Below are 20268 nucleotides of genomic sequence, written 5' to 3'. Positions count from 1 at the left end.
AGGGTCCTTCGCCTCGTAGCGTCGCACCATCCGACAGGAGGCCCGACAGGAGGCCCGACAGGAGGAATGCGATGAGCCTGACCGTGACCGATCGAGACGCGCTGGTGGTGGTGGACGTGCAGAACGATTTCTGCCCCGGCGGCGCGCTGGCCGTGAGCGAGGGCGACGCCGTGGTGCCGCTCGCCAACGCGCTCGGGCGCCGCTTCCGGCACGTTCTGCTGACGCAGGACTGGCACCCGGCTGGCCATGCCTCCTTCGCCTCGACTCATGGCAAGGCGCCGTTCGAGACGGTGGAGCTGTCCTATGGCACGCAGGTTCTCTGGCCCGACCATTGCGTGCAGGGCACGACGGGCGCCGAGTTTCATCCCGGGCTCGACATTCCCCATGCGCGGGCGGTGATCCGCAAGGGGCTGAACCCGGCGGTCGACAGCTATTCGGGGTTTCGCGAGGCCGATCGCGTGAGCCCGACGGGGCTGGCTGGAACCTTGAGCGATCTCGGCGTCACCCGCGTGTTTCTCTGCGGGCTCGCGACGGATTTCTGCGTCGCCTGGACGGCCTATGACGCGCGCGAGACGGGGCTCGAGGTCGTGGTGGTCGAGGATGCCTGCCGGGGCATCGATCTCGACGGATCGCTCGCGCGCGCCCAAAGCGAGATGGACGCGCGCGGCATTCTTAGGATCGCGACGGGCGATCTTGGCTGAGGATCAGGCCGCGTCGGGCTGGGCCGTGGTCTTGGGCTCCGAGGTGCGCTCGATCCACTGAACGAAGCGATCGACATAGCGCTGGAGGAAGGCCTTGGTCGCCTCGTCCGAGACCGAGCCGTCCTCGGCGAAGAGCTCGGGCCGGTAATGGAAGTAAACCTCCGGCTGGCCCATGAGCACGACGTCCACGACGTTCAGCACGCTTTTCAGGTGGTTCTGGCCGATGCCCGCGCCGCCGGCGCCCGGCGAGGTGCCGACGAGACCGCCGGGCTTGGCGGCGAACACGTTCTTGCCATAGGGGCGCGTGCCCCAGTCGATGGCATTCTTCAGAACGGCCGGGAAGGAGCGGTTGTATTCGGGCGAGACGAAGAGCACGGCGTCGGACGAGGCGATGTCGCTCTTCAGCCGGGCGACGGGCGCCGGCATCTCGGCCAGGAGATCGTCATTGTACATCGGCACGTCGCCGAGTTCGACGAAGTGAAACTCCAGCCGGCCGGCGGCGAGCTTGCCCAATGCTTCCGCGAACTTGCGGTTGATGGAATCCTTGCGGAGCGAACCGACGAGGACGGCGACCTTTTTCATCTCGAATCTCCTGGGTGAGGCGTCGCGCGCAATGTCGCGACGCAGCAATCTCGGGTCAACGGTGCGAACGGGCGACGGTGCGTCCACCCGCCCGCCGGCTCCGGTCTCGATCAGACCGAGACCAGCTCGCGCGTCTCGTCGAAGGCGATGTCCGGGTTGCGCTCGCGGGCATAGCGCAGCTCCCAGTCGCTTTTCGGCAGGAAGACCGGCCGCTCGTCGCGATCGAGCGCGATGCTCATCGAATTGTCCTTGATGAAGTCCTTGAGCTTGCGCTCGTCGGCGGACGAAATCCATCGGGCGGTGGCGTAGGGCACGCTCTCGAAGCCGATATCGGTCTTGTATTCGCCCCGGATGCGCGAGGCGAGAACGTCGAGCTGCAGCGGGCCGACGACGCCGACGATCCAGTTCGAGCCGAACATCGGTTTGAAGACCTGCACCAGACCTTCCTCGGCGAGGTCCTCCAGCGCGCGGCGAAGCTGCTTCATGCGCATCGTGTCTTCGAGGCGCACGCGGCGCATGACCTCGGGCGCGAAGGAGGGCAGGCCCGTGAAGCGGAAGGACGCGCCTTCCGTCAGCGTGTCGCCGACGCGCAAGGTGCCGTGGTTGGGAATACCGATCACGTCGCCTGCGAAGGCTTCTTCGGTCAAGGCGCGCTCCTGCGCGAAGAAGTAGATCGGATTGTTGACGGCGAGCGGCTTGCCCGAGCGCACATGGTTCAGCTTCATGCCGCGCTTGAAATGGCCCGAGCAGAAGCGGACGAAGGCGACGCGGTCGCGGTGGTTCGGGTCCATATTGGCCTGAACCTTGAACACGAAGGCCGAAACCTCGTCGCTCGTCGGCGCGACCGGACCCTTGTCGGAAGGCTGCGGGCGCGGCGGCGGGGCATAGCGCGCGACGATGCGCAGGAGCTGGTCCACCGAGAAGTCGCGCAGCGCGCTGCCGAAGACGACGGGCGTCAGGTGGCCCTGACGGTAGGCCTCGGCGTCGAAGCTCGCATAGCCCTCGCGCGCCAGCTCCGCTTCTTCCGCGAAACGCTCCATGACATGGGGCGCGACCATGGAGGTGAAGGCCGGGTCGTCCAGCCCTTCGACCTTCTTCAGGCTGTCGCAGGGGCCGTTGGCGCGGGCCTTGGAATAGATGAACTCGTCATGGGCGAAGTCGTAGCAGCCCTGGAAATCGGTGCCCATGCCGACCGGCCAGACCTGCGGCGAGACGGTGAGCGCCAGCGCCTCCTCGATCTCGTCCAGCACCTCGAACGGGCTGCGGCCCTCACGGTCCACCTTGTTGACGAAGGTGATGATGGGAATGTCGCGCAGGCGGCAGATCTCGAAGAGCTTGCGCGTCTGGGACTCGATGCCCTTGGCCGCGTCCACCACCATGATCGCGCTGTCGACGGCGGTCAGCGTGCGGTAGGTGTCTTCCGAGAAGTCCGAGTGGCCGGGCGTGTCCAGGAGGTTGAAGGTGATGCCCTCGCGCTCGAAGGTCATGACCGAGGAGGTGACGGAGATGCCGCGCGACTGCTCGATCTCCATCCAGTCGGAGCGGGCGCGGCGGTTTTCGCCGCGTGCCTTGACGGCGCCCGCCATGTTGATGGCGCCGCCGGCGAGCAGCAGCTTTTCCGTCAGCGTCGTCTTGCCGGCGTCCGGGTGGGAGATGATGGCGAAGGTGCGACGGGCGGCATAGCCGGTCGGCACGGCGGACGCAGCCTGCGTCATGTCCGTTGCGGCGCTCATGATGAAGCCTTTTTCGGTCTCAAGGCCGCGAACTCGGCGCGGCGACAAACATTCCTGCCGTCTCCATGCCGTTTGCGCGGCTTCGCCGCAAGTCGGCTGCGGATTTGGGGGTCTCTCGCCCTGCGCTCGATCGGAACGAAAAAGGCCGGCAAAGCGCCGGCCCTTTCTCATTCATGCGTTGCGGCTACTCGCCGAAGCTGATGCGCCAGAGCTGCGTCGGCAGGCTGGCCGGGGCGTCGGGCTTGAAGAAGGCCGAGTCCTGAATGCGCGAGGTCGTCACGTAGATCGAACCATCCGGCGCTTCGCTGAACGTGTCGGGCCAGCGCAGGCGCTCGTCCTTTACCAGGATCTCCGGCTTGCCCGACGGGCCGGCGGCAAGGTCGCGCCGCTTCACCGCGTCGTCCTGCGGCGCCGTGACATACATCATGCCGCTGTCGCGCCCGATCAGGAGCCCGTCCGCCACGCCGTTCTCGCCGAAGGGCTCGACGGCGCCGGACACGTCCTCTCCGCGCAGACCCGCATCGATCAGCGTGTCCGTCGGGATGCGGTAGAGCGTCTTGCCCTTGATCGCCTGCCAGTAGAGATGCGCGCCGTCCTTCGACAGGGCGATGCCGTCGGCCGAGAACTCGACACCGCGCCCGTCCGGCCGGCGCAGCGGCTTGCCATCGGCTTCCACGACGAGGCCCTTCTCGACCTGCGTCGAGGGATGGCCGTCGAGAACGCGCTGTGCCTTGCCGCTTTCGAGGTCCACCACCAGAAGCGCGCCCCTGGCGCCCGAATCCGTGATGAAGGCGTGGCGTCCATCCGCCGAGAAGCGCACGTCGTTGAGATAGGAGCCTTGCGGCGCGGCTTTCTCGTCGAAGGCGATGGTCTGACCGATCTCGTTCGTGGCGAGGTCGATGCGCACGAGCTTCGCCCCGCCCGGCACGAGAAGCGACTGCGCCGGCGCGGCGGCGTCGAGCACCCAGACATGGCCGCGCCCGTCGGCGACGACGCTCTGAACGCAGACCCAGTGCGCGGCGGGGGCCATCTCGTCCTTCCTGGCGTTGCGCCAGCTGTTCCAGTCCTCGCTCGGATAGGGCTTCAGCGTGCCCGCCTTGGTGAGCTCGGCGACGGAAACCGGCGAATCCTCGGTCCAGCGCGGGAAGTTGACGAAGACGCGGCCGTCCTCCGCGACGGTGACGCCCGTCACCTGATGCTGAAAGTCCGCGAGCTTTTCGAGCTTGGGGGCGGGCGCGGTCTGCGCGACGGCAACGACAGGCGTGGACAGGAGCGTCGCCGAGAGAAGCGCGAGGGCGAGACGCCGGTTGGAGCGGGCGGGCGCGCTCATGGGCCGACCTTCGCGGAGCCGGGCTCGGCGCCGTGTTCGTCCTCGTCATCCGCGCCGGGCACGGCGCCGACCGCCTCGATGCCCCATTCGTCGCGAGCCTCCGCGCCCGTGCGGTTGAGCCGGACCCGGTCACCCTCGACCGAGGCGACCGAATCGACGTGAATGAAATGATGCTCGCCGCCGGCCGCCGGGTCGGTGCGGGTGAGCTTCAGGCGGGCGCCGTCGAGGCGATCCACCGTTCCCACATGCGCGCCGTCCGAGCCGACGACTTCCATATGTTCGCGAATTTGCGTGTGATCCATCCGGCGATCCGTCCCGTTCGAGCCTGGAAAGAAGCGCCCGTCAGAGGCGCCGTTCGAAGCTCAATCTCGGGGCCGAGCCGCCGTTCCGGTGCTGAGAGCCGGCTACGGACTTTCGCCGCCGGGCGCCGTCACATCGCGTCCGCGACTTCCCAGGTCTCGACCTCGAAATGCTTGAGGAGCGCCTGCCCGAAATTGGTGGAAAGAGCCACATCGGTCGCGTCCCGGCCCGTCGCCATGAGGATGCGGCCGATGCGTGGGAAATTGTGGCGGGCGTCGAACGTGTACCAGCGGCCGCCGAGATAGGCCTCGAACCAGGCGCTGAAATCCATCGGGGAGGCGGAGGGCGGGACGCCGATATCGCCGAGATAGCCGGTGCAGTAGCGCGCCGGAACGTTCATGCAGCGGCAGAGCGTGACGGCGAGATGGGCGAAGTCACGGCACACGCCCGTCCGGTCGGTCCAGCCGCCATGGGCGGAGCGGGTCGAGTCGGCGTTCTGGTAGTTGAAGGCGATGTGATTGTGGACATAGTCGCAGATCGCCTGCACCCGGCCCCAGCCCGGCGCCGTGTGGCCGAACTGGCTCCAGGCGAAGCTCGCCAGCCGATCCGTGTCGCAATAGCGGCTTCCGAGGAGGTAGACGAGCACGTCGTCCGGCAGATCCTGCACCTCATGCTGGATCGCGTTCCAGTTCACCGTGTCGGGCGCGCCCGAATCCCGGATCTCGAAGCGAGTGGAGACATGCACCGTGCCGGGAGGGGCGAGGATGCGGGTGCAGCGATTGCCGAACCCGTCCGTATAGGAGCGTGCCTGCACGTCCCGATCGAAACGCAGCACCTGCTCGGTGACGAGGTCGCGCTGACGCGAGGGGTGAACGTCCAGCATCAGGAGCATGGGCGTCGGCTGCGCGCATTCATATCCCAGCGTGAAGCCTGCTCTGATGCGCATCGATTCCCTCCGATCTCAGGCGAACGCCGCCGATCTCGTGGAATCCTACCGCACTGCACAGGTTCCGGTCTCCCGGAAATTTTGCACGCATGTTGTGCAAAGGGCGCGATGCTGCGGTTTCCGGCGGACCACGTCGTTGCGATCGGGGGCCGGCCGGCCTCATTCTCGTCGCAGCGCCGGTTGAAACAGCCGTCGAAGCCATGATCCATGGCGACCGTCCAACCCGGAGACGCCGCATGTCCGGTTCGCGTATCGACGCGCTCTTGTCTGAAATGACGCTGGCCGAGAAGATCGGCCAGCTCAACATGCTCGCCGCCGGCTTTTCCGTGACCGGCCCGATCATCGGCGGCGACGCCACCGGCGCCGTGCGCGAGGGGCGAGCGGGAAGCCTTCTCAACGTCTTCGGCCCGTCCTCCGTGCGCGACATCCAGCGCGTCGCCATCGAGGAGTCGCGCCTGAAGATCCCGTTGATCCTCGGCTTCGACGTGGTCCACGGGCATCGCACGGTGTTTCCCGTGCCCCTGGGCGAGGCCGCCGCCTTCGACCCCGCTTTGTGGGAGGCGACGGCGCGCGCCAGCGCGCGCGAGGCGGCGGCGGACGGAGTCGCCCTGACCTTCGCGCCGATGCTCGACGTCTCGCGCGACCCACGCTGGGGCCGCGTGGTGGAAGGGCCGGGCGAGGACCCGTTCGTCCACGCGCTGTTCGGCGCGGCCAAGGTGCGGGGCTTCCAGGGCGACGCTCTCGATGATCCGTCCACCGTCGCGGCGACTGTGAAGCATTTCGTCGGCTATGGCGCGGCGGCGGCGGGCCGCGACTATGCGTCCACCGACATGAGCGAGCGCACGCTGCGCGAGACCTATCTGCCCCCCTTCCAGGCTGCGATCGCGGCCGGCTGCGCGGCCGTCATGCCGGCTTTTTCCGACCTGTCGGGCGTGCCGATGACGGCGAACGGGCCGCTCCTGACCAGCTGGCTGCGCCGCGAGGCGGGCTTCGAGGGCGTCGTGATCAGCGACTACAATGCGGTGGCCGAACTCGTCGCCCATGGCGTCGCGACGGATCTCGCGGAAGCCGCCGCGCTGGCGCTGCGGGCCGGCGTCGATGTGGACATGATGAGCGGCGCCTATGAGCGGGGCCTGCCCGACGCGCTCTCGCGCGGGCTCGTGACGCTCGCCGAGATCGAGACGAGCGTGCGCCGCGTCCTGCAACTGAAGGAGCGGCTCGGCCTGTTCGACGATCCGATGCGGGGCTTGCGTGATCAAGGCGCCGCGCCGCTTCTCGCCGAGCATCGCCCGCTGGCGCGCGAGGCGGCCAGGCGCTCCGCCGTGCTCCTCAGCAACCGGAACGACATATTGCCGATCGCTGCAAACCCCTTGCGGATCGCCATGGTCGGCCCGCTCGGGGACGCGCCGACCGACATGATGGGAAGCTGGTCGGGCGCGGGCGAAGCGCGGGACAGCGTCACGTTCCTTCGGGGCCTGCGCGAGGCACGGCCGGACTGCGACATCGGCTATGCACGCGGCGTCGGCGTGGACGAGGCGGAGGAGGGCGGCCCGGACGCGGCGCTGGAACTTGCCCGCGCGGCCGATCTCGTGATCCTCGCGATCGGCGAAGCGCGCGACATGAGCGGCGAGGCGGCGAGCCGCACCGGGCTCGACCTGCCGGGCGATCAGGCCAATTTCGCCCGCGCCGTTCTCGCGCTCGGTCGGCCGACCGTCGTCGTCCTTTCCTCCGGCCGGCCGCTCGCGGTTCCCTGGCTCTTCGAGCGGGCGGACGCCGTGCTGGCGACCTGGTTCCTCGGCAGCGAAGCGGGTCATGCGCTCGCCGATCTTCTGACCGGCCGCGCCGCGCCATCCGGCCGCCTGCCGCTCACCTGGCCGCGCTCGGTCGGGCAGGTGCCGATCTTCTTCGGCGAGCGCCCCTCCGGCCGCCCGGCCTCGGACGGCCATTACACGAGCAAATATATCGACCTGCCGACGACGCCGCTCTTCGCCTTCGGCCATGGGCTGACCTATGGGCACGTGCGCTACGCCTCCCTCTCGGTCGAACCCTCGCGCCCAAGGCGGGACGATGCGATCAGCGTTTCGGTCGAGCTTGCGAACGAAGGCGTGCACGCGGCGGAGGAGACCGTGTTTCTCTTCGTGCGCAAGCCCGTGTCGCGCGTCGCGCGCCCGCTTCTCGAACTGAAAGGGTTCTTGCGCATGGGTCTGGAGCCCGGCGAGCGGGCGCGCGGCGTTCTGACCCTGCCGGTCTCGGCGCTCGCCTTTCCCGGCCCGGACTTGACGTCCTCCGTCGAGCCCGGCGACTACGAAATCCTTGTTGGCCCCTCGGCCGATCGCACGCGATTGCTGCGGCAGGTCGTCCATATCGAGGAAGGAGGCGCATGATGGCGGAAAGGCGATCCGATCGGGCAGCATGTCCGACGCGGCGCACGGTCCTGAAAGGCGCGATGGCGATTGCCGGCGCGGGCCTGATCGGCGGCGTGCGTATCGCGGTCGCCGCGCCGCTGCCGCGTCTGGTTCTGACCCTCGATGCGAAAGGTCTCTTCGGCGTGCCGGCCGTGCTGGCGCGGGCCGCGCCGTTGCTCATCCGCGAAGGGCGCTCGCCCCAAGGGATCGATCTCCTCGTGGCCGATGGCTATCGGCCCATCGGCTTTCACGGCGCGCTCGTGTCGCCGGCGGCGCTCGCCGCCCTGCCGGCCGGGCGGATCGCGGCTCTTCTCGCCGATCCGCTGACCGCAGAGATCAACGCTCCGCCGCCTGTTCGCCCGCTCTCCGTCGCGCGGCTTCTCGAACGGCTCGGCGCGCTTCTGCCTCTCGTCCCGGAGCGGGAGACGGTGGTGGTCGCGCTTCGCGGCGTCGACGCCTTGAGCGAAGCGGAGCGCACGCGCTTCGAAGCGGCGCTGGCGCCGAGCACCCGCCTCATTCTGGCCTGACGGCATCTCCCTCGACACGGCGGAAGGAGACGCTCTTCACGATGGCGAAGACCTCCTGACCCATCCGAAGCCCCAACTCCTCCGCCGAGCGGCGCGTGATGCGGGCGAGAAGCCGGTCGCCCGCGCAGTCGAGCAGGAGGTCGGCGCCCGTCGCATCCGGGAATTCCATCGCGATGATCCGGCCCTTGGCGATGTTGAGCGCGCTGAGACCCACGGGCTCGCGCGTTGCGATCATCACGTCGCGCGCCCGCACGCGCAGCCGCACGGCCCCGCCGACCGGGCCGACGATCCCCGGCAGATGGAAGGTGGAGCCCGCCAGTGCCACGGCCGTCAGTCCGTGAGGCGCATCGTGCGACAGGACCCTGCCGTCGATCTCGCGTCCGGGCTCGTGGTCGGCGGCGAGGGGAAAGAGATCGAGCCGATCCATGATCGCCTGAGCCGGCCCATCGGCGACGACGCGGCCCTCCGCCAGCATGACGAGATGCGAGGCGAGCCGGCGCACCTCGCTGACGGAATGGCTGACATAAAGGATCGGCACGCCCGCCTCGTCCCGCAGACGCTCGATGAAGGGGATGATCTCGCCCTTTCGCTGGTCGTCCAGCGCGGCGAGCGGTTCGTCCATCAGAAGAAGGCGCGGGCTCGCCAGAAGCGCGCGGCCGATCGCGACCCGCTGCTTCTCGCCGCCCGAGAGATGCGTCGGCCGCCGCGAGAGAAGGGGGGCAAGGCCGAGGAGCTCCACCACGCCCCCGAAATCGACCCGCCGCTCGGCGCGCGGCGCGAACCAGTGTCCGAACAGGAGATTCTGACGCACGGTGAGATGCGGGAACAGGCGTGCATCCTGAAAGACATAGCCGATCCGGCGGCGATGCGGCGGCACGAAACACCGGGCCTGCGTGTCGCAGAGAACGCGTCCGTCGATGGCGATTCGCCCCGCGTCGGGCTTTGCCAAACCGGCCACGAGATTGACCAGCGAGGTCTTGCCCGAGCCCGAGCGTCCGAACAGGGCGGTGAGGCCTGCGCCCGCCTGAAACGCCACGTCGAGCGTGAAGACGCCGAGCCGCTGCTGAACGGAAAGATCGAGGCTCATGCCGGCGCGACCCGGCGGTTGAGCCGCGTCGCCAGCCATTCGGAGGCGACGAGCGCGGCCATGGACAGGGCGACGGACAGGGCGGTCAGCCGCAAGGCCGCGCCGTCGCCGCCCGGCACCTGCGTCAGCGTGTAGATCGCGGCCGGCAGCGTCTGCGTTTCGCCGGGAATGTTGGACACGAAGGTGATCGTCGCGCCGAACTCGCCCATGGCCTTGGCGAAGGCGAGGATCAGGCCGGCGAGAATGCCGGGCGCGACAAGCGGCAGGGTCACGGTCAGGAACACGAAGACGGGGCTCGCGCCGAGCGTCGCGCCGGCATCCTCCAGCCGCCGATCGACGCTTTCCAGCGACAGGCGCATGGCGCGCACCATCAGCGGAAAGCCCATGATGGCGGAGGCCAGCGCCGCGCCGGTCCAGCGAAACGAGAAGACGAGCCCGAACCAGGCTTCGAAGAACTCGCCGAGCGGGCCGCGCCGGCCGAACAGGATGAGCAGCAGATAGCCGGTCACGACCGGGGGCAGGACGAGTGGCAGATGCACGATCCCGTTCAGGATCGTCTTGCCGGGAAAGCGGACCCGCGCGAGCAACCAGGCAACGAGCAGGCCGAACGGCAGGCTCGCCAGGGTCGCGACGCTCGCGACCTGCAGGCTGAGCCGCACGGCCGTCCATTCCTCCGGCCCAAAGCCGAATGTTTCGTTCAACGATCGACCCTCGGCCCAAGTGCTGGGAACATCAAGGTTTGTTCGGCGCGAGGACGGTGAAGCCCTGCGCGCGGAACAGCGCGGCGGCCTCACTGCCCTTCAGGAAGGCGAGGAAGGCATCGGCCGAGGGCGAGGTCGCGTCCTTGGTCAGCGCGAACGGATAGACGATCGGGGCATGCGTATCGGCCGGGAAGGTGCCGACGATGTGCACGCTCGGGTCGGACACCGCGTCGGTCTTGTAGACGATGCCGAGCGGCGCTTCGCCGCGCGACACGAGCCGCAGCGCGGCGCGCACGTTTTCCGCCTGCGCCACGTCGGCGCGAACCGCGTCCCACAGGCCGAGCGCCTCCAACGCGCTCTTGCCGTATTTGCCGGCCGGCACGGAATCGACATTCGCCATGGCGAGCTTGCCGCCGTTCAGGAGCGCGGCGAGCGGAAAGCCGGGCGCGATCTCGGCATTCGCGGTGGAACTGGCGGGCGCGACGAGAACCAGTTCGTTGCCGAGAAGCGCGACGCGGCTGTCCGCGCGGATCAGCTTGCGCTCGGCGAGATAGTCCATCCAGTCGAGATCGGCCGAGGCGAAGAGATCGGCCGGCGCGCCGGATTCGATCTGGCGGGCGAGGGCGGAACTCGCCGCATAGGAGAGGGTGGCCGAGGAGTGACCTTGAGCGGTCCAGGCGGCGTTCACCGCGTCCAGCGCCGTCTTCAGGCTGGCGGCCGCGAAGACCACCGGCGCCGGCTCCTGCGCCACGGCGGGCGAGCCGAGGCCAAGCGTCGCAACGACGAACAGGGCGGCGATGCCCTTCAACCATGATCTGCGGTTCGACATGCGCGTTCACCCCTCGAAAGCCGATATGTCCAGATGGATATAACGGGTCGAGGCGATGGGGAAGAGCGGGCTGTCAAATATCGCGACGCGCCTTTGCCGCGTGGAGGCGATCCCGCCGTCGGGACTGCTCCGAACGCGCGAAAGGCCGGCTTGGTCGGCCGGCCTTTCGGGAGGGAGAGAACGTGTCGCGTCAGAGACTGCGCAGCGTCGCGTCGGTGCCGATCACCGCGCCGCCACCATTGGCACCGACCTCGATCTGCTTCACGGTGCCGAGACCCGGCACGGTGGAGCCGACCTTGAGGCGCACCAGATTGTTGTGCGTGGCGAGGATCGCCTCGTCCCCGAAGATCGAGACGATCTGATAGTCGCCGGCCTGGGTGGAAGGGGCGACGCTCGCGACCGGCATGGGAACCGGAATGGCGGGAGCGGCGTGTTCCGCCTCGGCGGTTTCCGGAGGTGTCTTGGCGAGGAGATAGCCGCCCCCCGCCACGGAGACGAGCGCGAAGGTGAGCGCGCCGCCCGCCAAGAGCTTTACCTTGCGCGACAGGCCGCGCGCGGGCGGCGTGTCCTCGCCGGACGCGGTCTTCGGTGTCTTCTGGGCTTTTTGCTTCTTGGCCATGGTCTGCGTCCTCAGCGGATCGAACATGGGCCGAGAATGGGTTTGCCGCCGTGGAGGACGGATGGAAAAACTCGTTAAACTTCGCCGCATCGCCCGCCGGCGGCGCGGTGTCTTACGCAATGGTGAACCGAACCCGAGCGAGCGCCGCGCAATTTACGACAAATTGCAGCGATCGTGCCCGTCATGCGCTCGCGCGAAAGCGGCGAAGCGGTCCGTCAGAAGGATGTGGGAAGAGTGGTGCCGGCTGCAGGGCTCGAACCCGCGACCCCCTGATTACAAATCAGGTGCTCTACCAGCTGAGCTAAGCCGGCACGGGGCGCTGCTTATCATGGCCGAGCGACGACCGCACCTTTAAATTTTGATTTTCGGCAAGTTCGTGTAGGGAGCGTCGGGAGGGCGAGGCTGGGGAGGCGCGATCCTTTCGCCTGCCTTGCATTCCCCGTCCCGCATTCGCATCATCGCACCGAGCCGACGCCCGACAAGGGGCGGCCTTCTGGGGGGAATTTCATGGATCGTCGTCGTTTCATCCAAGGGGCGGGCCTGTCGGCCGGCGCGAGCCTGACGCTCGCCGCGCCCGCGCTCGCGCAGACCGCGCCCGAGTTGCGCTGGCGCATGACGTCGAGCTTTCCCAACACGCTCGACACGCTGTTCGGCTCCTCGCAGCTGTTCTCCAAGACCGTGTCGGACCTGACGGACGGCAAGTTCAAGATCGACGTGTTCCCGGCCGGCGAACTCGTGCCCGGCCTTCAGGCGCTCGACGCCGTGCAGGGCGGAACGGTCGAGGCGGCCCATTCCGTTCTCTACTATTACGTCGGCAAGGACCCGACCTTCGCCATCGGATCGGCCATTCCCTTCGGCCTCAACGCCCGCCAGCAGAACGCCTGGCTCTACAATGGCGGCGGCAACGAGGCGATCAACAGCTTCCTGTCGGACTACGGCGTCGTCGCCCATCCCGGCGGCAACACGGGCACCCAGATGGGCGGCTGGTTCCGCAAGGAAATCAACTCGCTGGCCGATCTGCAGGGCCTCAAGATGCGCATCGCCGGCATTGCCGGCCAGGTGCTGGCGCCGCTCGGCGTCGTGGCGCAGCAGCTCGCCGGCGGCGACGTCTATCCGGCGCTGGAGCGCGGCACGCTGGACGCGACCGAGTTCGTCGGCCCCTATGACGACGAGAAGCTCGGCTTCTATCAGGTCGCGCCCTACTACTATTATCCCGCGTTCTGGGAAGCCGGCCCGACCGTCCACTACATCTTCAACAAGGCCAAGACCGAGGAGCTGCCCGCCAGCTATCGCGCGGCGCTCGAAGCGGCCTCGACGCTCTGCAACACGCGCATGCTCGCCGATTACGACGTGAAGAACATGCGCGCGATCCGCTCGCTGGTCGGCAAGGGCGTGCAGCTTCGCCCGCTGCCGCGCGACGTCTTGGACGCGGCCTACGAATCGTCCCAGCAGCTCTATGCCAAGCTTGACGCGACCAACCCGAAGTGGAAGGCGATGTACGATCCCTGGAGCCAGTTCCGCACGCAGATCTACGAGTGGTTCCGCGTCGCGGAATACACCAACGACACCTATGTCTACTCGCAGCAGGCGGCCGGCAAGTAAGAGCCTCACGCTTTCGTGAGGAGCGCCGCGCGTCTTGCGCGCGGCGCATCTCTCCTCCCAGAATGCCGTGCCCCGGGGGAGGGGCGGTCAGGGAGGAATCGACGTGGATCGTCGCAAATTCATTCTTCAGGCAGGCATGGCCGGCGGCGCCGTTGCGGCCGGTTCGACGCTCGCGGCACCCGCGCTGGCGCAGGGCACGCCCGAGATTCGCTGGCGCCTGACGTCGAGCTTTCCGAACACGCTCGATACGATTTTCGGCGGCGCCCAGGTTCTGTCGAAGGCGGTGTCCGACATCACGGAAGGCCGCTTCAAGATCGACGTGTTTCCGGCCGGCGAACTCGTGCCGGGCCTTCAGGCGCTCGACGCCGTGCAGGGCGGAACGGTCGAGGCGGCGCACACGGCCTGCTATTATTATGTCGGCAAGGACCCGACCTTCGCGATCGGCGCCACGATCCCGTTCGGACTGAACGCGCGCCAGCAGAACGCCTGGCTCTACCATGGCGGCGGCAACGAGCTCTTCGACACGTTCCTCGCCGATTACAACGTGAAGGCCATGCCGGGCGGCAACACGGGCGTTCAGATGGGCGGCTGGTTCCGGCGCGAGATCAATTCGGTGGCCGATCTCAACGGTCTCAAGATGCGCATCGCGGGTCTCGCCGGCCGGGTTCTGGAGCCGCTCGGCGTCGTGCCGCAGCAGCTGGCCGGCGGCGACATCTATCCCGCGCTGGAGCGCGGCACGATCGACGCGACGGAGTGGATCGGGCCCTATGACGACGAGAAGCTCGGCTTCTATCAGGTCGCGCCCTACTACTATTACCCGGCCTTCTGGGAAGGCGGGCTGACGCTGCATTTCCTCTTCAACAAGGCGAAGTACGAGGAACTGCCGCCGGCCTACAAGGCCGCGCTCGACACGGCGGCCAAAGCCGTCAACGTCAACATGATGGCGCTCTACGACGCCAAGAACATGCAGGCGATCCGCTCGCTGGTCGGCAAGGGCGTGCAGCTTCGCCCGCTGCCGCGCGACATTCTCGACGCGTCCTACGATTCGGCGATGAAGCTCTACGCCTCGCTGTCGGAAAGCAATCCGAAGTGGAAGGCGATCTACGATCCGTGGACGACCTTCCGCAGCCAGGTCTTCGAGTGGTTCCGCGTCGCGGAATATTCCTACGACACCTATGTCTATTCGCAGCAGGCGGCCGGCAAGTAAGGCAGGTACGCCGAGGGCAAAAGAAAAAGCCGGCGGGAAACCGCCGGCTTTTTTGCGTTCACTGCTGGGCCGGAGCCCCGAAGCTCGGCGCGGGGGCCGGAGCGGGCGTGGCGGGCTGCCCGAAGGAGGGCACCGGGGCCGCCGCTCCCCCGAAGCTCGGGGCCGGGGCTCCGAAGCTCGGCGCGGCCGGCTGGCCGAACGAGGGCGCGGCGGGAGCGCCGAAGCTCGGCGCGGCGCCAGGAGCGGGAGCGCCGCCCGGGGCCGGCATTCCCGGCATCGGGATGTTCAGCTGGATCGTGCTCGGATCGACCACGGCTTCCTTCTTGATGAAGTAGGTCACCGATTGCGGCCAGAGGATCAGCACCAGCACGAGGACGAGCTGGAGCCCGAGCCAGGGAATGGCGCCGAGATAGATGTCCGAGGTCTTCACGTTCGGCGGCGCGATGCCGCGCAGGTAGAAGAGCGCGAAGCCGAAGGGCGGGTGCATGAAGGCCGTCTGCATGTTCACGCAGAGGAGCACGCCGAACCAGACGAGATCGATGCCCAGCGAGTTGGCGACGGGCGCCAGCAGCGGGACGATGATGAAGGCGATCTCGAAGAAGTCGAGAAAGAACGCCACGAAGAAGATGAAGATGTTGACGAAGATCAGGAAGCCCACGACCCCGCCCGGGATGTGGGACAGGAGGTACTGGATCCAGTGCCCGCCATCCATGCCCTGGAAGACGAGGCTGAACACGGTGGAGCCGATCAGGATGAACACCACCATGGCGGTGAGGCGCATGGTCATGGCCATGGCCTGACGCGTCAGCGACCAGGACAGGCGGCGGTGGAGGGCGGCGAGGAAGATCGCGCCGACCGAGCCCATGGCGCCCGCTTCCGTCGGCGTGGCGAGACCCATGAACATCGTGCCGAGCACGAGGAAGATCAGCGCCAGCGAAGGCACCATGCCCTTGGCGACCTGCCAGAGGAGTTCGCGGCCGGTCTTGGTGCGAGCCTCCGGCGGCAGCGGCGGCATGCGGTGCGGCTGCAGCTTGGAGACCACGAAGATGAAGGCGAGGAATAGCGCGATCTGGAGAAGCGAGGGGCCGATCGCGCCGGCATACATGTCGCCCACCGAGCGACCGAGCTGGTCGGCGAGGATGATGAGGACGAGCGAAGGCGGAATGACCTGCGTGATCGTGCCGGACGCGGCGATGACGCCGGTGGCGAGCCGCATGTCGTAGCCGTAGCGCATCATGACGGGCAGCGAGACGACGCCCATGGCGATGACGGAGGCCGCCACCGTGCCGGTGATGGCGCCGAGCACCGCGCCGACGATCACCACCGCATAGGCGAGGCCGCCGGGGATCGGTCCGAAGAGCTGGCCGGAGCCCTCGAGAAGGTCTTCCGCGAGGCCGCAGCGCTCCAGGATCGCGCCCATGAAGGTGAAGAAGGGGATCGCGAGCAGAAGGTCGTTCGAGATCGTGCCGTAGAAGCGCAAGGGCAGCGCGTTCAGGAGCGACGGGCTGAAATGCTCGAAGACGATGCCGAGCACGCCGAACACCATGCCGACGGCGGCAAGCGTGAAGGCCACCGGAAAGCCGAGCAGCAGAAAGAGAATCATGGCGCCGAACATCATCGGCGGCATCGGACCGTATTCGAACATCGAGAAGTCCCCCCGGACGCCGGATTACTGAAGCGGCTTTTCGTATTTGGTCTCGAGCGTCAGGAGCCCGTTCAAGGCGGCCACGCGCTTGATGAGTTCCGACAGGCCCTGCAGGAACAGGAGCCCGAAGCCGAGCGGCAAGGTGAGCTTGGCCGGCCAGAGAATGAGGCCGCCCGCGTTCATCGAGGCTTCGCCCGTGGTGAAGGACTGCCAGAAGAACGGGAAGGTCAGCCAGAACAGGAAGCCGATGACGGGCAGGAACAGCACCACGAAGCCGAAAATATCGACCAGGAGCCGGCCGCGCGTCGACAGCATGGAATAGATGAGATCGACGCGCACATGCTCGTTCATGCGCAGGGTGTAGGACGCGCCGAGGAGCACGATCCCCGCGAACATGTACCACTGGATTTCGAGCAATCCGTTGGAGCTCATGTTCAGCGTGTAGCGCAGGAGGGCGTTGCCGGCGCTCACCAGAACCGCGATGAGAACGAGATAATCCGCGATGACGGCGAAGCCCGCGGACAAGCGGTCGATACCGCGACTGACGGCCAGAAATGCGTTCATCGTCTCCCCCAACGACGCGAGTGGCGAGATGGCGGACAAGGCGACTGGCGCGTCTGCCTCGCTGCGCTCGTCTCTCGCCTATGACATAAGCACTGGACAATGCCAGCCTTTTTCCTACGGGCGAAGCGCGCGGGAGCGGCCGGGCGGGGAAAAGCGCCGATCTGACACGGATGTGAGATGAGTCTGGAAAAACGGATCGAGCGCCAACGCAGGCTGGTGGAGACGCTGGAGCGGCGCCTGTTCTTCGAGCGCCTCGTGCTCGAGCGTCTGGAAGCGCGCGGCGGGGAAACGCGAAAGGCCGGCGGTGCGCCGGCCTTCGCGTCGATCGAGCAGGTCTACCGGGCGGCGCGCGAGCGGGCCGGCCGGTGAGATCGTATCAGCCCGCGCGCTTGGCGCCCATGAAGCGGCGCGCCGCATAGAGCGCGACGGCCGCCGCGTTGGAGACGTTCAGCGAGCGGATGGCGCCGGGCATTTCGAGGCGCGCCAGCACCGACACGGTTTCGCGCGTCTTCTGGCGCAGGCCCTTGCCTTCCGACCCGAGCACCAGGGCGATCCGCTCGCCCGCGAAGGAGGGCTCGAGTTCGCCCTCGCCTTCCGAATCGAGACCGATCGTCTGGAAGCCGAGTTCGGCGATCTCGCCCAGCGCATCGGCGAGATTGGTGATCTGCACATAGGGAATGAGTTCGAGCGCGCCGGAGGCCGACTTGGCGAGGACGCCCGATTCCTGCGGCGAATGACGGCTCGTCGTCACCACGGCGCCCGCGCCGAAGGCGACCGCCGAGCGCAGGAGCGCGCCGACATTGTGCGGATCGGTCACCTGGTCGAGCACGAGGATCAGATCGCTTTGCCCGAGATCCGACAGGCGGCGGGCGCTCAACGGATCGGCTTCCAGCATCACGCCCTGGTGGACGGCGTCGGTGCCGAGCTCCGAATCGAGAAAGCGCGGCTCGACGAGTTCGAGGGGGCAGGGCAGCGCGGCCTCGTCGAGCTCGAGCCGGTTCAGCGCGTTGCGCGTGGCGAAGAGCTTGTGGAGACGGCGCTCCGGATTGGCGAGCGCGGCTTCCACCGTGTGAAGGCCATAAAGGCGCACGCGATCGGCCGGGCCGGGCTTGGCCGGCCGGGACGGGGGCTTCTTGCGCGAATCGGCTGCGGGAGCCGGGCCGCCGCGGGCGCGATCGCGATGGGCGCGCCGCAGCTTGGCGTAATGCGCGTCCTTGGGGGTGTGGGTCGGGTTCTTATCGTCGGTCATGCCGCTTTCTAGTGCATCGGCAGGGCGGAGAGATAGCGGCATTTCGACGATTCGCGTTCCCGGCGGCTCGACTTCGCAGCTCCCAACGCCAGCAGATCGGGCCTTTGCGCGGGTTGATCGGGGATGCTGCGCGATGTTTGTGATGGTGTGTTGACAGGCGCGGCGACCCGCTGCATAAGGCCCCCACGAAGCGACGGTGAGCCGCCGCTTCCTGCTTCTGGACCTTGAAGCAGCTGGAGGGATGCCCGAGTGGTTAAAGGGGACGGACTGTAAATCCGTTGGCTTAGCCTACGTTGGTTCAAATCCAACTCCCTCCACCATCGCTTCAAGCTCAAGGAACAGTTCGGCGCGGGTATAGCTCAGTGGTAGAGCAGCAGCCTTCCAAGCTGAATATGCGGGTTCGATTCCCGCTACCCGCTCCAATCTCTGCTCCGATTTCCATGCCATAATTCCTGTCGCGTGGCGCGTGCGCGACGCCGCGTCGGTTTCCCAGCTATGCAAAGCGTGCGGAACGGGAGAGTGCGCGTTTCTTTTTCTGTCTCGAACGGAAAAGGAGACATTCATGGTCACGACGGTCGGAACGGAAACGACGTTCGAGAAACTGGTGCAGAATCTTCTGATTCTGGAGCATGACGCCTTGGCCGCCTATCAGGCGACGATCGACCGCCTGGAGAACGTCGCCGCGAAGAATCAGATCGCCGCCTTCAAGGCCGATCACGAGGCGCATGTCGCGGAACTCACCCGCATGGCCACGACGCTCGGCGTGGAAGCGCCGCAGGAAGGGGATCTCAAGGAATATCTGACCAAGGGCAAGGTGGTCCTCGCCGGTCTCGTCGGCGACAAGACCGTCCTGAAGGCCATGTCCACCAACGAGATCGAGACCAAGATGGCCTATGATCAGGCCTCGAAGAACCAGGCGGCGAGTGCCGAGGCGAGGGCTTATTTCGCCAAGGCCTATGCCGACGAGGATCGGCACAAGCAATGGATGGACGCCGCTGCGGAAGGCTAGGCGCGGCGCCCTGTCGCCACCCCGCCCTCGCGAGGCCCGCCGCATGGCGGGCCTTTTTTCGATCTTGCGTCCGGATCGCAACGAAGTTTTTACCCTTACGACGGTTCCGCGATTCGGCCGGTGCTTGTGTTTCCCGATTGCACTCGCTATGTCGCGGCCCGGTTCTCACAGGCTCCGCAAGGTAGAAAGTCATGGCCAAGAGCAAATTTGAGCGCAACAAGCCGCATGTGAACATCGGCACGATTGGTCACGTTGACCATGGGAAGACGTCTCTGACGGCTGCGATCACGAAGTACTTTGGCGAGTTCCGTGCGTACGATCAGATCGACGCGGCGCCGGAGGAGAAGGCGCGCGGGATCACGATCTCGACGGCGCACGTGGAGTACGAGACGGAAAGCCGTCACTACGCGCACGTGGACTGCCCGGGCCATGCGGACTACGTGAAGAACATGATCACGGGCGCGGCGCAGATGGACGGCGCGATCCTGGTGTGCTCGGCGGCGGACGGCCCGATGCCGCAGACGCGCGAGCACATCCTTCTGGCCCGTCAGGTCGGCGTGCCGGCGCTGGTGGTGTTCCTGAACAAGGTCGATCAGGTCGACGACGCCGAGCTTCTGGANCTGGTCGAGCTGGANCTGCGNGAGCTTCTGTCGAGCTACGAGTTCCCGGGCGACGACGTTCCGATCGTGAAGGGCTCGGCGCTGGCCGCNCTCGAGGACTCCAACAAGGAGATCGGCGAGAACGCGGTTCGCGAGCTGATGAAGCAGGTCGACGCCTACATCCCGACGCCCGAGCGTCCGATCAACCTGCCGTTCCTGATGCCGATCGAAGACGTGTTCTCGATCTCGGGCCGCGGCACGGTCGTGACCGGCCGCGTCGAGCGCGGCATCGTGAAGGTGGGCGAGGAAGTCGAGATCGTCGGCATCCGCGACACCAAGAAGACGACGGTGACGGGCGTCGAGATGTTCCGCAAGCTTCTGGACCAGGGCCAGGCGGGCGACAACATCGGCGCGCTGGTTCGCGGCGTGGACCGCGAGGGCGTGGAGCGCGGNCAGGTTCTGTGCAAGCCGGGTTCGGTGAAGCCGCACACGCGCTTCATGGCCGAGGCCTACATCCTGACCAAGGAAGAGGGCGGCCGTCACACGCCGTTCTTCACGAACTACCGCCCGCAGTTCTACTTCCGCACGACGGACGTGACGGGCGTCGTCACGCTGCCCGAGGGCACCGAGATG

Annotated in this window: 19 protein-coding genes, 3 tRNA genes and 1 pseudogene; 10 read left to right on the top strand and 13 right to left on the bottom strand. The window is 67.2% G+C overall.

The genetic code is table 11. The features are described 5' to 3' along the window. Positions 1–71 precede the first annotated feature (71 nt). Positions 72–701, top strand: coding sequence for a bifunctional nicotinamidase/pyrazinamidase (gene pncA, locus B146_RS0110080; RefSeq protein ID WP_019996311.1), 630 nt, complete (start codon positions 72–74; stop codon positions 699–701). A 3-nt stretch (positions 702–704) separates the two neighbouring features. On the opposite strand, the gene B146_RS0110075 is transcribed toward pncA, so the two are convergent. From B146_RS0110075 to B146_RS0110055, 5 genes and pseudogenes are all read right to left on the bottom strand, one after another. Then, entirely contained in the window at positions 705–1283 is a 579-nt protein-coding gene (locus tag B146_RS0110075; protein WP_019996310.1) for an NADPH-dependent FMN reductase, read from the bottom strand. Between the two features lie 110 nt (positions 1284–1393). Continuing rightward, a complete protein-coding gene (locus tag B146_RS0110070; RefSeq protein WP_019996309.1) occupies positions 1394–3016 on the bottom strand; it encodes a peptide chain release factor 3 in 1623 nt (540 codons plus the stop codon). Positions 3017–3200: 184 nt separating this feature from the next. After that, the gene (locus B146_RS0110065) at positions 3201–4346 is read right to left on the bottom strand and encodes an SMP-30/gluconolactonase/LRE family protein (RefSeq protein WP_019996308.1); all 1146 of its coding nucleotides are present in this window, start codon (positions 4344–4346) and stop codon (positions 3201–3203) included. Between the two features lie 83 nt (positions 4347–4429). Then, positions 4430–4648 (bottom strand): annotated as a pseudogene (locus B146_RS25650) (DUF2171 domain-containing protein); the annotation flags it as partial. A 128-nt stretch (positions 4649–4776) separates the two neighbouring features. Continuing rightward, a complete protein-coding gene (locus B146_RS0110055; protein WP_019996306.1) occupies positions 4777–5592 on the bottom strand; it encodes a transglutaminase-like domain-containing protein in 816 nt (271 codons plus the stop codon). 236 nt (positions 5593–5828) lie between these two features. On the opposite strand from B146_RS0110055, the gene B146_RS0110050 reads away from it, so the two are divergent. Then, a complete protein-coding gene (locus B146_RS0110050; protein WP_019996305.1) occupies positions 5829–7976 on the top strand; it encodes a glycoside hydrolase family 3 N-terminal domain-containing protein in 2148 nt (715 codons plus the stop codon). After that, the gene (locus tag B146_RS0110045) at positions 7973–8524 is read left to right on the top strand and encodes a hypothetical protein (RefSeq protein ID WP_155897449.1); all 552 of its coding nucleotides are present in this window, start codon (positions 7973–7975) and stop codon (positions 8522–8524) included. Before B146_RS0110050 ends, B146_RS0110045 begins: the two co-directional genes overlap by 4 nt. Here B146_RS0110045 and modC read toward each other — a convergent pair. From modC to B146_RS0110020, 5 genes are all read right to left on the bottom strand, one after another. Further along, on the bottom strand, positions 8511–9611 hold the full coding sequence (gene modC, locus B146_RS0110040; protein WP_019996303.1) for a molybdenum ABC transporter ATP-binding protein: 1101 nt from the start codon (positions 9609–9611) through the stop codon (positions 8511–8513). The two genes, B146_RS0110045 and modC, sit on opposite strands and share 14 nt — an antisense overlap. Continuing rightward, positions 9608–10312, bottom strand: coding sequence for a molybdate ABC transporter permease subunit (gene modB / locus B146_RS0110035; RefSeq protein ID WP_019996302.1), 705 nt, complete (start codon positions 10310–10312; stop codon positions 9608–9610). Before modB ends, modC begins: the two co-directional genes overlap by 4 nt. A gap of 31 nt (positions 10313–10343) precedes the next feature. Next, entirely contained in the window at positions 10344–11141 is a 798-nt protein-coding gene (modA, locus tag B146_RS0110030) for a molybdate ABC transporter substrate-binding protein (RefSeq protein ID WP_026358497.1), read from the bottom strand. Between the two features lie 190 nt (positions 11142–11331). Continuing rightward, a complete protein-coding gene (locus B146_RS0110025) occupies positions 11332–11760 on the bottom strand; it encodes a flagellar basal body-associated FliL family protein (RefSeq protein WP_155897448.1) in 429 nt (142 codons plus the stop codon). A gap of 235 nt (positions 11761–11995) precedes the next feature. Next, positions 11996–12071 (bottom strand) — tRNA-Thr (locus B146_RS0110020). Positions 12072–12267: 196 nt separating this feature from the next. On the opposite strand from B146_RS0110020, the gene B146_RS0110015 reads away from it, so the two are divergent. Further along, positions 12268–13362, top strand: coding sequence for a TRAP transporter substrate-binding protein (locus B146_RS0110015; RefSeq protein ID WP_019996299.1), 1095 nt, complete (start codon positions 12268–12270; stop codon positions 13360–13362). 136 nt (positions 13363–13498) lie between these two features. Continuing rightward, complete coding sequence (locus B146_RS0110010) at positions 13499–14569, top strand: TRAP transporter substrate-binding protein (protein ID WP_051091545.1); 1071 nt, start codon at positions 13499–13501, stop codon at positions 14567–14569. 58 nt (positions 14570–14627) lie between these two features. Here B146_RS0110010 and B146_RS25645 read toward each other — a convergent pair whose 3' ends face one another. Together B146_RS25645 and B146_RS0110000 are read right to left on the bottom strand one after the other, a co-directional pair. Then, complete coding sequence (locus B146_RS25645) at positions 14628–16214, bottom strand: TRAP transporter large permease (protein ID WP_081630960.1); 1587 nt, start codon at positions 16212–16214, stop codon at positions 14628–14630. A gap of 24 nt (positions 16215–16238) precedes the next feature. Next, positions 16239–16778 (bottom strand): TRAP transporter small permease subunit, encoded by a 540-nt coding sequence (locus B146_RS0110000; RefSeq protein ID WP_019996296.1) that lies wholly within the window; start codon positions 16776–16778, stop codon positions 16239–16241. A 177-nt stretch (positions 16779–16955) separates the two neighbouring features. Between B146_RS0110000 and B146_RS0109995 the strand changes: the two genes are divergently transcribed. Continuing rightward, positions 16956–17147, top strand: a complete 192-nt coding sequence (locus B146_RS0109995) for a hypothetical protein (RefSeq protein WP_019996295.1) — start codon at positions 16956–16958, stop codon at positions 17145–17147. Positions 17148–17154: 7 nt separating this feature from the next. On the opposite strand, the gene B146_RS0109990 is transcribed toward B146_RS0109995, so the two are convergent. Then, positions 17155–18027 carry a TrmH family RNA methyltransferase gene (locus B146_RS0109990; protein ID WP_019996294.1) on the bottom strand — a complete coding sequence of 291 codons (873 nt, stop codon included), beginning with the start codon at positions 18025–18027 and terminating at the stop codon, positions 17155–17157. 235 nt (positions 18028–18262) lie between these two features. Between B146_RS0109990 and B146_RS0109985 the strand changes: the two genes are divergently transcribed. The 4 genes from B146_RS0109985 to tuf form a co-directional block, all read left to right on the top strand. After that, positions 18263–18347 (top strand) — tRNA-Tyr (locus tag B146_RS0109985). A 28-nt stretch (positions 18348–18375) separates the two neighbouring features. Next, positions 18376–18449 (top strand) — tRNA-Gly (locus B146_RS0109980). Positions 18450–18589: 140 nt separating this feature from the next. Next, positions 18590–19036 (top strand): DUF2383 domain-containing protein, encoded by a 447-nt coding sequence (locus B146_RS0109975; RefSeq protein WP_019996293.1) that lies wholly within the window; start codon positions 18590–18592, stop codon positions 19034–19036. 191 nt (positions 19037–19227) lie between these two features. Beyond that, positions 19228–20268, top strand: a 1041-nt coding sequence (tuf, locus tag B146_RS0109970; protein ID WP_019996292.1) for an elongation factor Tu, incomplete at its 3' end; no start/stop codon positions are given.

This window comes from Aureimonas ureilytica DSM 18598 = NBRC 106430 (genome assembly GCF_000382705.1).
GTDB classification, from domain to species: Bacteria; Pseudomonadota; Alphaproteobacteria; order Rhizobiales; family Rhizobiaceae; genus Aureimonas; species Aureimonas ureilytica.
The sequence above is the reverse complement of the archived record's forward strand: the minus strand, read 5'-3'. Positions and strand labels throughout refer to the sequence as shown.

Excerpts from the sequence above, each read along its gene's own strand:
- B146_RS0110055 (WP_019996306.1), bottom strand. The coding sequence starts at position 5,592 with ATGCGCATCAGAGCAGGCTTCACGCTGGGATATGAATGCGCGCAGCCG.
- B146_RS0110050 (WP_019996305.1), top strand. The coding sequence starts at position 5,829 with ATGTCCGGTTCGCGTATCGACGCGCTCTTGTCTGAAATGACGCTGGCC.
- B146_RS0110025 (WP_155897448.1), bottom strand. The coding sequence starts at position 11,760 with ATGGCCAAGAAGCAAAAAGCCCAGAAGACACCGAAGACCGCGTCCGGC.
- B146_RS0109975 (WP_019996293.1), top strand. The coding sequence starts at position 18,590 with ATGGTCACGACGGTCGGAACGGAAACGACGTTCGAGAAACTGGTGCAG.
- B146_RS0110000 (WP_019996296.1), bottom strand. The coding sequence starts at position 16,778 with ATGAACGCATTTCTGGCCGTCAGTCGCGGTATCGACCGCTTGTCCGCG.
- B146_RS0110070 (WP_019996309.1), bottom strand. The coding sequence starts at position 3,016 with ATGAGCGCCGCAACGGACATGACGCAGGCTGCGTCCGCCGTGCCGACC.
- pncA (WP_019996311.1), top strand. The coding sequence starts at position 72 with ATGAGCCTGACCGTGACCGATCGAGACGCGCTGGTGGTGGTGGACGTG.
- B146_RS0110010 (WP_051091545.1), top strand. The coding sequence starts at position 13,499 with ATGGCCGGCGGCGCCGTTGCGGCCGGTTCGACGCTCGCGGCACCCGCG.
- B146_RS0110065 (WP_019996308.1), bottom strand. The coding sequence starts at position 4,346 with ATGAGCGCGCCCGCCCGCTCCAACCGGCGTCTCGCCCTCGCGCTTCTC.
- B146_RS0110015 (WP_019996299.1), top strand. The coding sequence starts at position 12,268 with ATGGATCGTCGTCGTTTCATCCAAGGGGCGGGCCTGTCGGCCGGCGCG.
- B146_RS0109995 (WP_019996295.1), top strand. The coding sequence starts at position 16,956 with ATGAGTCTGGAAAAACGGATCGAGCGCCAACGCAGGCTGGTGGAGACG.
- modC (WP_019996303.1), bottom strand. The coding sequence starts at position 9,611 with ATGAGCCTCGATCTTTCCGTTCAGCAGCGGCTCGGCGTCTTCACGCTC.
- modA (WP_026358497.1), bottom strand. The coding sequence starts at position 11,141 with ATGTCGAACCGCAGATCATGGTTGAAGGGCATCGCCGCCCTGTTCGTC.
- B146_RS25645 (WP_081630960.1), bottom strand. The coding sequence starts at position 16,214 with ATGTTCGAATACGGTCCGATGCCGCCGATGATGTTCGGCGCCATGATT.
- B146_RS0110075 (WP_019996310.1), bottom strand. The coding sequence starts at position 1,283 with ATGAAAAAGGTCGCCGTCCTCGTCGGTTCGCTCCGCAAGGATTCCATC.
- B146_RS0109990 (WP_019996294.1), bottom strand. The coding sequence starts at position 18,027 with ATGACCGACGATAAGAACCCGACCCACACCCCCAAGGACGCGCATTAC.
- B146_RS0110045 (WP_155897449.1), top strand. The coding sequence starts at position 7,973 with ATGATGGCGGAAAGGCGATCCGATCGGGCAGCATGTCCGACGCGGCGC.